The following is a 12463-nucleotide window of genomic DNA, read 5'->3' on the forward strand; positions in this document are numbered from 1 at the left end:
ATGAAAAACGCCAGAATCATCCAGGATTTACAAAAATTAGGGATTAAAGGAGATTACGAATTAATTTATAATCCTTCATACGAAGAATTATATCAAGCGGAAGTTTCGCCTGAAAATCAGGGTTTTGAAAAAGCTGAACTTACAGAATCGGGTGCAGTTTCTGTAAAAACAGGAATTTTCACAGGTCGCTCGCCTAAAGACAGGTATATTGTACAGGATGATGTAACGAAAGATACTATTTTCTGGGATGGTAAAGTAAATTTACCAACAACTCCCGAAGTTTTCGAATCTTGTAAAGATTTAGTTTTAAATCAACTTTCTAATGCCAAAAAAATCTATGTTGTCGATACATTTTGCGGTACAAACGAAGATACAAGACTTAAAGTAAGATTTATCGTGGAAGTTGCGTGGCAGGCGCATTTCGTTACGAATATGTTTATCAGACCTTCTCATTACGATTTAGAAAATTACGGTGAGCCGGATTTCACAGTGATCAATGGTTCAAAAACAACCAATCCAAACTGGGAAGAGCAGGAATTAAATTCTGAAAATTTTGTGATGTTCAACCTTACTCAAAAACTGCAGATTATCGGAGGAACTTGGTATGGTGGAGAAATGAAAAAAGGAATGTTTGCAATGATGAATTATTACCTTCCATTAAAAGGTATGGCTTCAATGCACTGTTCTGCAAACGTCGGTGAGGAGGGAGATGTTGCTCTTTTCTTCGGACTTTCAGGGACGGGAAAAACAACTTTGTCTGCAGATCCTAAAAGATATTTAATTGGAGACGATGAGCACGGTTGGGATAACAACGGAGTTTTCAACTATGAAGGTGGATGTTATGCTAAAGTAATTGATTTGTCAGCAGAAAAAGAACCGGATATTTTTAGAGCCATCAAGAGAGATGCGCTTCTTGAAAATGTTGTTGTAAATAACGGTATTGCCGATTATACTGATGGTTCTATCACAGAAAATACGAGAGTTTCTTACCCGATCTACCATATCAACAAAATCGTTTTGCCTTCAAAAGCTGGTCATGCGAGCAAGATTGTTTATCTTTCTGCTGATGCTTTCGGAGTGTTGCCTCCGGTTTCAATTTTAGATGAAGATCAGGCTCAATACCACTTCCTTTGCGGATATACTTCAAAATTAGCAGGTACAGAGAGAGGAATTACAGAACCTGAACCATCGTTCTCTCCGGCTTTTGGGGAAGCATTCCTTACATTGCACCCAACAATGTATTCTAAAACATTAATCGGGAAAATGAAAGAGCACGGTGCAAAAGCGTATTTGGTAAATACAGGTTGGAACGGTACCGGAAAGAGAATTTCATTAAAAGATACAAGAGCAATTATTGATGCGATCATCGACGGATCAATCGAAAATGCTGAGAAAACTACTCTTCCAATTATGAATCTTGAGATTCCGAAGACATTGCCAAATGTTTCTGAAGGTATTCTTGATCCAAGAGAAACCTACAGTGATGTTGCAGAATGGGAAGAAAAAGCAAAAGATCTTGCTGCAAAATATATCAAAAACTTCGAGCAGTACTGCGGTAATGACGAAGCCAAAAAGCTGATTGCTTCTGGTCCTCAATTGCAGGAACAGACCATTTAGAAATAGTGAAGAAAGGCTCATCAATTTGATGAGCCTTTTTTTATTTTATCATGAAGTAATCTGCGTAATCCCTAAAATCTGCAAGAGAAAGTTTTACGCAATCATCTGTGTAAATCCGTGATATCTGTGGGAATTACTTCAAACTCAAAATAGCCAATCGATATCCCTCCATTCCAAAACCTGATAATACTGCATCGGTATTTGTTGCTGTCACAGATTTCTGCCGAAACTCTTCTCTTTTATAAATATTGCTGATGTGAACTTCCACTTTCGGCTTCTGAATATTCTTTAAACAATCCGCAATCGCATAAGAATAATGCGTAAAAGCTCCGGGATTAATAACCAACGCATCAAAATCATCATGCTGGAGTCTGTTAATCAATTCTCCTTCAATATTCGATTGATAATATTGAATCTCATAGGAAGGAAATTCAGATTTTAAATTTTCCAGATAATCTTCCATTGAAGTAGTTCCGTAAATCTCTGGTTCTCTTGTTCCCAGCAAGTTCAGATTCGGGCCGTTTACTATTAAAACTTTCATCCTATAAAATTAAAAAGTTTTTCCGTCAGTTCGAGTGTTTTTCGAAATGAAATGAAGAAAAATGTATCGGGAACTTTTAAAAATATATTAAGGTATTTAAATTTTTTTTAATGATAATCTAAATTACATTTAAATCTCAATTTTATCATTACATTATTTTTAATGATATTTCTCATATTTGAAAATTTAATATTTTTTATAACTGTCTATAATTGATGTTTTTAAAATAAAATTACGTTAATTTTTATAAAATTTATATTCAAAATTTTAAAGTCTACTTGTTTTGTAGACTTTTTGTTTTTAGATTTGCAACGGCTTATAAAGAAAGATGGAGGGAACTGACCCTATGAAATCTTAACAACCTGCACTGTGCAAGGTGTTACATTCAGCCTTGAAAAAGGAAAGATGAGCAAAGTGTTAATCATGATTATTGATGCCGTTTGCTGTCTTTTCTATAAAAGGTCAAAATTTAATTAGCAGTAAATAAAATGGATTATGATTAGCAAAAATTTAATTAATTCTAAAATTTGGATTCCACCAGTTGCCGCATTTTTCTTTGGAATTGCGAATGTGAACGGACAGGAAACTAAAAAAGACACTCTTCGGGAAAAAGAGATTGATGAAGTGGTAGTAGTGGCTTACGGAAAAGCTAAGAAAACAAGTTATACAGGTTCTGTAGCAACAATTTCGAGCGAAAAAATCAACAACAGACCCGTTACCAATATCACAAAAGCTTTGGAAGGGCAGGTGCCCGGTCTTCAGGCGGTAAGTTCTTCGGGGCAGCCGGGTTCTACAGCTTCCATCAGAATCCGTGGAATCGGTTCTGTAAGTGCATCAAGCAACCCATTATTCGTGGTTGACGGAATGCCTTTTGACGGAAATATCAATTCTATAAGCCCAAACGATATTGAGTCAATCAGTGTTTTGAAAGATGCGACGGCGAGTTCATTATACGGTTCCAGAGGAGCAAATGGTGTCATTATTGTTACCACAAAATCCGGTAAAAAAGGCGAGGCAAGGGTAAACTTCAATATAAGCCAGGGTTTCTCGAGCCGAGCGGTAAAAGATTATGAACAGGTAAATACAGACCAGTATTTCCAGTTGTATTGGGAAGCTTTGAGGAACGGCTATAAATCAAGTCAGGTTTCTTCTCAGCAGGCTGCGCAGATGGCGACCGATAACTTGGTTAATGCTTTAGGCATTAATCCTTACGGTTCAAATTATGCAAAACCGGTTGGTACAGATGGAAGGCTTTTATCGGGTGCAACTCCGTTGTGGAATGACGACTGGAGAGATATTTTACAACGAGTTGCCTCTCGAAATCAGGTAGATTTGGATTTCAGCGGAGGTAACGAAAAAAGCAATTATTTCTTCTCTTTAGGATATCTCGATGATAAAGGAATTGCTATTGGTTCTGGTTTCAGAAAATACAGCTCAAGATTAAAAATCAATTCTGAAGTGAAAAAATGGTTGAATGTCGGAGCAAATTTAGCCTATACCAACAGTCTTCAGGAAGCACCGCCTTCATCAGATTCCAGAACGGACAATATCATCAATGCGGCGAGAGTGATTCCGTCATTTTATCCTTATTATGAAAGAAATTCGGATGGAAGCTACAAATTGGATGCAGGTGGAAATTACATCTATGATTTCGGAAAATACCGCCCGACAAGTGCTTTACAGAATCAAAATGCAGCAGCGACTTTACCTTTAGACAAGAACGAAAACCGTGAAGATAACTTCTCAGGAAAAGGTTTTGCAGAATTTATTTTCCTGCCTGAACTGAAATTCAGAACTAATTTTTCAGTTGATTTGTTGAATTATAACGGTCATTATTATACCAATCCTTTATTGGGTGAAGGTTCTGAAATCGGAGGTTCTGTCACCAAAGCCAATTCGAGAACGCTTTCTTATACGACGAGTAATATTTTAACCTACGATAAAAAATTCGGGCAGCATCACCTCAATGTTTTGGGTGGTCAGGAATTTTATCATTACGAATACCAGACGATTTCAGGGAACAGAAGCCAATTTTCACTGCCTTATTATTATGAGCCGGATGCTGCAGCTTTGTTAGGAAGTTTCAGTGGGAACAGTGATAAATTAGGTTTGTTAAGTTATTTAGGAAAAGCGGAATATGATTATCAGAACAAATATTTCGTTTCCGGATCGGTAAGAGCAGATGGTTCTTCCAGATTTTCTCCTGAGAACAGATGGGGAACATTCTGGTCAGTCGGTGGTTCCTGGAAAGCTTCCAACGAAGATTTTATCAGAAAACTGAATTTCTTTAATCAGTTAACACTTCGTGCAAGTTACGGAGGTCAGGGAAATGATAAGTTGAGTACCTATTATGCGTACCAGAGTTTGTATGCTTTCTTTAATAATTTAGGTGAGGGCGGAACGGTTGCAAGTAAATTACCAACGCCAGATTTGAAATGGGAAACGAATTTAAACCTAAATGTAGGATTGGAATTTGCAATTTTAAACAACCGAATTAAAGGTAACGTCGAATATTTCCAAAGAAAAAGCCAGGATCTTCTATTTGATATGCCTTTAGCTCCGTCATTGGGATTCAGCGGATTCCAGGCAAATATTGGAGAATTGAAAAATACAGGTTTTGAGTTTTCATTATTCACAACTCCCATTAAAACGAAAGATTTTGAATGGAATATTGACCTTAATTTAAGCACTTTAAATAACAAAATTACCAAACTTCCAAAAGGTTCCATCGTAAGTGGAACGAAATTGTTGCAAGTCGGAGGTTCCATCTATGATTTCTTCATTCCTGAGTGGGCAGGAGTAGATCCAAGCAATGGAAACCCGCTTTGGAAAACAATCACAACAGATGCCAACGGAAATACGGTAGAAGGAACGACTTCGGAATATGCAAAAGCTACAAAAACGTTGCAAGGCTCATCACTTCCAAAAGTAATGGGAGGTTTCACGACAAGTTTAGCGTATAAAAACTTTGATTTTTCAACATTGGTGACTTTTAGTATCGGTGGTAAAATTTTAGATACCGACTACACGATGATTATGCATAACGGAAGTGCTGCAGGAAGAGCTTGGAGTTCAGAAATGCTGAACCGATGGACACCCGAAAATCCTTACACAGACGTTCCTGCTTTGAGTACAACGACCAACAACTGGACTTCAGCATCGTCAAGATTTTTATATTCCGGGACGTATGCAAGAGTGAAAAATATGAGCTTAGGTTACACGCTTCCAACTGAATATTTTGAAAGATGGGGCGTGAAAAAATTCAGATTGTATGTACAGGGAGAAAATCTTTTAACCTTCTACAAGCACAAAGGAATGGATCCTGAACAGACCCTTGACGGAACAACGTATTACCGTTATCCTGCGATGAGAACAATCACTTTCGGTTTACAGGCAACGCTTTAACATTTAAATGAAAAAACAATGAAAAAATTAAAATATTTATCTTTTGCTTTAATCACAGCATTCGCTTCAGTAAGCTGTGAAAACGATTTGGAAACGGCTCCGACCAACCAGGCGAGTGAAGAAGAGGTTTTTAAAACGGCAGAAAGCGCAGAAACGGTAATCAACGGAACTTGGGCGAAATTTAATGATGACGGAACAACGTATGCGAACATCGGTTATTCAACAGTATTAAGAACGAGTGACGCTATGGGAAGTGATGTGGCGGTTTTAACCAACAAATACGGGTTTCCGGCAGCTTATGCTTTCACAGATTTGGTCAATAATGCAGGAAGTCGACCTCTGTTTATCTGGAGTTTATTGTATTCCACGATTAATAATATGAACAATGTTATTGCGAGAATCGATGATGCAGAAGGAAGTGTGGAAAAGAAAAATCAGGTAAAAGGTCAGGCAAAAGCGTTGAGAGCTTTTTGTTATTTAAATCTGGCGAGCTTTTATCAGTTCAGTTATTTGAAAGATAAAAATACTTTAACGGCTCCGATTTATACAGAGCCTACCACGACTAATTCCGTAGGAAAGAAAAGAGCAAGTCTGGAAGAAATGTATATTTTAATAAAAAGTGATTTGACGGATGCTGATCAATTGCTTCAGAATTATTCAAGAAACAATAAAGATAAAATCGACAGATCAGTCGTGAACGGCTTGTTGGCAAGAGTGTATTTAAACACAGGAGATTGGGCAAATGCGGCAGCTTCTGCAAAAATTGCAAGAAACGGTTACGCTTTAATGGCACCTGAAAAATATAAAGAAGGTTTCAACGATATCAGCAACGGAGAATGGATTTGGGGTCACGGACAAACGCAGGAGCAATCGGGTGAGAGTTATGCATTCCATTTTTTAGACGTTTCTTCGTCGGGAAGTTATTATTACAGCTTCATGGCAGACCCTTATTTCAAAGATTTGTTTGATACCAATGATATTCGTTATTCATTGTTTTCATGGGACGGGCTTCCTGGAAGAGAAGGTTTGCTGAGATATGCTAAGTTTAAATTTAAAGCCAATTTAATTGCCGATATCGTTTACATGAGAGCGGCTGAAATGTATTTAATTGAAGCGGAAGCGGAAGCCAGAAATGGAAATGTTTCGAATGCGGTTACAGTTTTAAATCAACTAAAATCTGCCAGAAATGCAAATGTTTACAGCGGTTCTTTAGCACAAAATGATGTCATTAAAGAAGTTTTAATCGAAAGAAGAAAAGAATTATTCGGGGAAGGGTTCTCTTTGTCGGATATCATCAGAACGCAGGGAACGGTTGTAAGAAAACCTTATACCAATACAAACGGACAGGCGATACAAGTGCAGGTTACCATTCCCGATGGAACAGTAAAAACAGTAAACGGCAGAGGTCACACCATCTTTGCTTTTCCTGACCAATCGGCTTTTGCTCCGAACAGCAGATATTATCTATTCTCGATTCCGCAGAAAGAGAGCGAGAATAATCCGAATTTATAGTTTAGTTTTAATTTTTCAAGAAAGTCGTTGCATTCTGTAGCGGCTTTTTTGCTTTAATGAAATGTTTTGGTAAACTATCTTTAAATTAACCACAAAAAATGTACAAAAGATTATTTAGATAAGTAAAATCCTTAAAAGAGAAAAGTGAGAGATTTTAAAAAAGCTATTGTCTTATTATTTATTAACTTTAAATAAAGCATTTGAAACTTTTGTCTCTTTTGTGGTTAAATAAAAAGTTTAAAGAAGTTTGCGGTAAATCAGAGAGAAAACATTTAAAAAAGCTAAATTTGAGATAAGAACGTTAAAAATTTTCCTGATGAAAACAGACATCGAAAACAAACTCATCGACAAAAACACCAAACCCACAAGCATGAGGATTTTGGTGTATGACTTTCTAAGTTCTCAGGAAGCAGCTCTTTCTTTGTCTGAAATCGAAAATCATTTTGAAAATGCCGATAGAACCACAATCTACCGAACTTTGAAAACTTTCGAAGAAAAAGGAATCGTGCACAGCATTCAGGAAAATACAACGACTAAATACAAGCTTTGCCATGACGGTTGCGATGAAAGTACGCACAAAGATTGGCATCTTCATTTCTACTGTAAAATCTGTAAACAGACGACCTGTAAAGAAGATATTTCCTTTCCGCAAAATATTCAGACTAATTTCAGAATCGATGAAATAAGGCTTTTCGCAAAAGGAATCTGTGAAAGCTGTCTTGAAAGTTTGCAATAGCATTGCATTCGGGTTTGGCTTAATTTTGACTAAAATTAAAGTTATGGAAGAATGTTGCAGTACAAAACCTAAAAAAGAGCACAATCATCATCACGAAGACCACGACCATGAGCATTCTCATGATGTGGAAAATCAGTCTGTTTTCCGGCTGTTTCTTCCGGCGATTATTTCTTTTGTCTTATTGCTGATTGGAATTAGTTTCGATAATTTTATAGAAAACACTTGGTTTAACGGATGGTTTCGTCTTTTCTGGTATTTAATAGCCTACGTTCCGGTTGGGTTGCCCGTTTTAAAAGAAGCTTTTGAAAGCATTAAAAATGGCGATGTCTTTTCTGAGTTTTTCCTGATGGGAATCGCAACAGTCGGTGCTTTTGCCATCGGTGAATATCCGGAAGGAGTTGCGGTAATGTTGTTTTATTCTGTGGGTGAAGTTTTTCAGGCAATGGCAGTAACGAAAGCAAAGACAAACATTAAATTACTTTTAGACCAGCGTCCTGATGAGGTGACAGTTTTGGAAAACGGACAACCAAAAGTGGCAAAAGCAAAATCGGTGAATATCGGAGAAATTATTCAGTTGAAATCTGGTGAAAAATTAGGATTGGATGGCGAATTATTATCCGAAAAAGCTTCATTCAATACATCAGCATTGACTGGAGAAAGCAAACCTGATACAAAAGTAAAAGGCGAAACCGTTTTAGCCGGAATGATTAATCTGAATTCAATGAGTCAGGTAAAAGTGACGGCGGCATATAAAGACAGTAAGCTGAGTAAAATACTGGAGCTTGTTCAAAACGCAACATCTCAAAAAGCGCCTACAGAATTATTCATCAGGAAATTTGCGAAAATTTATACGCCAATCGTTGTATTTCTTGCCATCGGAATTACTTTCTTACCGTATTTTTTCGTTGAAGATTATCAGTTTAAAAGTTGGTTGTACCGGGCCTTGGTATTCCTGGTGATTTCCTGTCCGTGTGCATTGGTTATTTCTATCCCGCTTGGTTATTTTGGAGGAATCGGAGCGGGAAGCCGAAATGGAATTTTAATTAAGGGAAGTAATTTTTTAGACATTCTCGCCAACATACAAAATGTGGTCATGGATAAAACCGGAACAATGACGGAAGGCGTGTTTAAAGTTCAGGAAGTCCATTTTAATGATGGTTTTAATAAAGATGAAATTTTAAAATGGGTCAATGTTCTGGAAAGCAAAACAACACATCCCATTGCAACAGCCATTCATGATTTTGCAGGCGAAATCGACCATTCTATTGAGCTGAAAAATGTGGAAGAAATTGCAGGACAAGGTCTGAAAGCCGAAATTAACGGAAAAGAATTATTGGTCGGAAACTTAAAGCTAATAAAACAGTTCAATATTTCCTATGATGTAAATGCCGAAAATATCGTCTACACCTTAATAGCAATTGCTTACGATAAAAAGTTTGTCGGTTATCTCACGATTGCAGATTCGATAAAGGAAGATGCAAAACAAACCATTAATAAGCTTAAATCTCTGAATGTAAAAACAACAATGTTAAGCGGCGACAAAACTTCCGTCGTAGACTTTGTTGCTAAAACATTAGGAATCGAAAATGCATATGGCGATTTGCTTCCCGAAGATAAAGTCAATAAAGTAAAAGAATTAAAAGCAAAAAATCAGTCAGTAGCTTTTGTTGGGGACGGAATCAATGATGCTCCTGTTGTTGCCTTAAGTGATGTCGGAATTGCAATGGGCGGATTAGGAAGTGATGCTACCATTGAAACTGCGGATATCGTTATTCAGGATGATAAACCTATGAAAATTCCAATGGCAATCAATATCGGAAAACAAACCCGAAAAATTGTCTGGCAGAATATTATCTTGGCATTTGCTGTAAAAGGTATTGTTATTGCTCTTGGAGCGGGAGGTTTGGCAACGATGTGGGAAGCCGTTTTTGCGGATGTCGGTGTAGCTTTACTGGCAATTTTAAATGCGGTAAGAATTCAGAGAATGAAGTTTTAAGGGGCGGGAAGTTAGAAGCTGGTTGCTGGAAGCTTACGAGCAGGTTACAGATTTTGTGCTTGCTCTCTCATTCAATAGGGGTAGGTTTTTATCCCGCCTAAAAAGAAGATAATTTCAATTGGCTTTAGCCAAAACCTTATCTCTCGCAGATTTTGCTGATTACGCAGATTTAAAAATAATCAACACAAACATCTGTGCAAATCCGTGTAATCCGTGGAAACAAAAAAACTTCCATCTCCTAACTCCCTACTTCCAACTTACCCATCTCACCTGACTTTCATCATAAATTACCGCTCAACTCAATTTTCTACACTATATTTGTGCTAAAGATTTGATACTTGAAATTTTTCATATCGTTTTTCATCGTTTTTACCATTGCAATACGTCCTGTTTTGCCGATGTTAAACTATGTAATTAACTATGATTATATCGTAAAAAATCTTTGTGAAAACAGAAATGTAGCAGATTCCAACTGTAAAGGAAAATGTTATGTCGGAAAAGAATTGGCAAAAACAGAAAAGCAATCCAGCAATTCTCAGAATGTAAAAATTGCAGGCCTGGATGTGTTTTTGTCTCACGAAATTCTCTCTTTCTCAGAATTTTCTCAATCAAATATTCAATTAAAAAAAACTAATTCGGATTATATTGATTCTCATACTTCAGAATATTTCTCCCGAATATTCCATCCTCCTTTAGCTTAAAATGTATTTAAACTAAATGTTTAGTTTATCTAATATTGAAATAACTTAGCTATCATTTGCTGAGTATAACGCCTTTGCGAACGAATAAACATCAAGTCTACAAAAAACTTTGCGAACCTAGCGTTAAAATAATTTCAACATTAAATTTAGTTTAAAAAGCACTTATTTAATTCAACGCAATTATTAATTTCAATTTAAAATAAAATGAAATCAAAGATTTTATTAACAGCATTTTTATCTGTTTCATTATTAGCCTGTGCTCAGGAAACCCCGAAAGTAAAGCATAAAAAGAAAAATACTCCTACAAAAACAACTACCCCAAAAGTGAAGTTTGCGAATGCGGTAGACCCGATTTGTAATATGCCAACGGAAGCCGATATGAAAGATACGGCAGTTTATAAAGGAAAAACGTACGGTTTTTGCAGTTCAATGTGCAGAGACGAATTCAAAAAAAATCCTGAGAAGTATGCCCAAAAATAAAAAGCAAAACAATACGAAAAGCAAAATCATTATTCCGATTGTGGTAATTGCTTTGCTGTTTGTGGGAATTGGGATTGGGATGAGCTATTTTAAAAACAATCTTTATACGGTGATGAAGGTTCCTGATTTTGAACTGACGGATCAGAATAACAAAAAAATTACCAGTAAAGATATGTTGGGAAAAGTATATTTAGTTGAATTTTTCTTCAGCAAGTGTCCGACGATTTGTCCGGTAATGAATACCAATATGAGATTTATTGAAGATGAGATCAACAGTCCCGATTTCGGTATCATCTCCATCAGCATCGATCCGGAAAATGATACTCCCGAACTTTTGAAGCAACATGCCAAAAAGATTGGAGCAAAATCTCCGAACTGGCATTTTTTAACAGGAAACCGGGATTACATTGGAAATCTGGCTGACCAGTTTGATATTTATGTCGGAGACAAAGAAGACGAAAGTGAAAATCTCAACCACAGCGGAATGATCGCACTTGTCGATCAGGAAGGAAATATACGTTGCCGCTACAACAAAGAAAATATGCCGATTCTATATTATTCAGGATTGAATTATGAAGACAAAGAAGGAACATTGCCTAAATTAAACGGCAAATATCATCCCGACCGAGAGATCTTAATTGAGGATGTTAAAAAATTATTGAAAGATTAATAAAAGGGAAGAGGGGAGCGGGAAGTTATAGTACCCGGCTGTAAACTTCCATCTTCCATCACCCCACTTCCAGCAACAAAAAAATAAATGTTCAACCATATAAACAAAAAGTTATGAAGATTTTTAAAATCGCTGCACTAAGTGCGGTTTTCGCGGCGCAGTTTGCGTTTGCACAGTTCAAGCAAACGCCTTTGCCGTATGCTTACAATGCATTGGAAGGAAATGTAGATGCACAGACTATGGAAATTCACTATTCAAAACATGCAGCAGCTTATGTTGCCAATTTGAATAAAGCAATTGCAGGAACTCCACAGGAAAAACAGACGTTGTTTCAGATTCTTTCAAAAGCAGGAACTTTACCAATGGCGGTAAGAAATAACGCAGGTGGTCACTACAATCACGAATTATTCTGGACTGTTTTAACCCCACAAAAAGACACAAAACCTTCTGCAAACTTGGCAAAAGCCATCAACGATACTTTCGGAAGTATGGATGCTTTCAAAGAAAAAATGGCAAAAGCGGGAGCAGACCGTTTCGGTTCTGGCTGGGCTTGGCTTTCTGTAGATAAAAACGGAAAATTGTTCGTTTCTTCTACGCCAAATCAAGACAATCCTTTGATGGATGTTGTGGAAGAAAAAGGTACACCAATCTTCGGAATCGACGTTTGGGAGCACGCTTATTACCTGAAATATCAGAACAAAAGAGCAGATTATCTTACTGCGATCTGGAATGTAACCAACTGGAAAGAAATCAGCAGAAGATACGACGAAGCTTTAAGCAAAAAATAATCTTTTCAACCTAATTT

10 protein-coding genes and 1 riboswitch are annotated in these 12463 nt (G+C 36.9%); of the genes, 9 read left to right on the plus strand and 1 reads right to left on the minus strand.

Annotation, left to right across the window (positions count from 1 at the left end; translation table 11 throughout):
* Nucleotides 1–1617 (plus strand): phosphoenolpyruvate carboxykinase (ATP), encoded by a 1617-nt coding sequence (gene pckA / locus BM371_RS08080; RefSeq protein WP_034677955.1) that lies wholly within the window; start codon nucleotides 1–3, stop codon nucleotides 1615–1617.
* 133 nt (nucleotides 1618–1750) lie between these two features.
* On the opposite strand, the gene BM371_RS08085 is transcribed toward pckA, so the two are convergent.
* The gene (locus tag BM371_RS08085; RefSeq protein WP_034677956.1) at nucleotides 1751–2158 is read right to left on the minus strand and encodes a type II 3-dehydroquinate dehydratase; all 408 of its coding nucleotides are present in this window, start codon (nucleotides 2156–2158) and stop codon (nucleotides 1751–1753) included.
* Nucleotides 2159–2471: 313 nt separating this feature from the next.
* A riboswitch (SAM riboswitch) is annotated at nucleotides 2472–2570 on the plus strand.
* Nucleotides 2571–2653: 83 nt separating this feature from the next.
* Between BM371_RS08085 and BM371_RS08090 the strand changes: the two genes are divergently transcribed.
* The 8 genes from BM371_RS08090 to BM371_RS08125 all read left to right on the plus strand — a co-directional run bounded on the left by BM371_RS08090 (nucleotide 2654) and on the right by BM371_RS08125 (nucleotide 12446).
* Nucleotides 2654–5563, plus strand: a complete 2910-nt coding sequence (locus BM371_RS08090; RefSeq protein WP_034677957.1) for a SusC/RagA family TonB-linked outer membrane protein — start codon at nucleotides 2654–2656, stop codon at nucleotides 5561–5563.
* 18 nt (nucleotides 5564–5581) lie between these two features.
* A complete protein-coding gene (locus tag BM371_RS08095; RefSeq protein WP_034677958.1) occupies nucleotides 5582–7075 on the plus strand; it encodes a RagB/SusD family nutrient uptake outer membrane protein in 1494 nt (497 codons plus the stop codon).
* Nucleotides 7076–7391: 316 nt separating this feature from the next.
* Nucleotides 7392–7811 (plus strand): Fur family transcriptional regulator, encoded by a 420-nt coding sequence (locus BM371_RS08100; protein ID WP_034677959.1) that lies wholly within the window; start codon nucleotides 7392–7394, stop codon nucleotides 7809–7811.
* A gap of 43 nt (nucleotides 7812–7854) precedes the next feature.
* On the plus strand, nucleotides 7855–9807 hold the full coding sequence (locus tag BM371_RS08105) for a heavy metal translocating P-type ATPase (protein WP_034678299.1): 1953 nt from the start codon (nucleotides 7855–7857) through the stop codon (nucleotides 9805–9807).
* Nucleotides 9808–10145: 338 nt separating this feature from the next.
* Complete coding sequence (locus tag BM371_RS08110) at nucleotides 10146–10508, plus strand: hypothetical protein (RefSeq protein ID WP_034677961.1); 363 nt, start codon at nucleotides 10146–10148, stop codon at nucleotides 10506–10508.
* Between the two features lie 204 nt (nucleotides 10509–10712).
* Complete coding sequence (locus BM371_RS08115) at nucleotides 10713–10988, plus strand: YHS domain-containing protein (RefSeq protein WP_034677962.1); 276 nt, start codon at nucleotides 10713–10715, stop codon at nucleotides 10986–10988.
* The gene (locus BM371_RS08120) at nucleotides 10975–11658 is read left to right on the plus strand and encodes an SCO family protein (RefSeq protein WP_177225348.1); all 684 of its coding nucleotides are present in this window, start codon (nucleotides 10975–10977) and stop codon (nucleotides 11656–11658) included. Before BM371_RS08115 ends, BM371_RS08120 begins: the two co-directional genes overlap by 14 nt.
* 113 nt (nucleotides 11659–11771) lie before the next feature.
* Entirely contained in the window at nucleotides 11772–12446 is a 675-nt protein-coding gene (locus BM371_RS08125) for a superoxide dismutase (protein WP_034677965.1), read from the plus strand.
* Nucleotides 12447–12463 lie beyond the last annotated feature (17 nt).

The sequence above is a fragment of the Chryseobacterium formosense genome, from assembly GCF_900116415.1.
GTDB lineage: Bacteria > Bacteroidota > Bacteroidia > Flavobacteriales > Weeksellaceae > Chryseobacterium > Chryseobacterium formosense.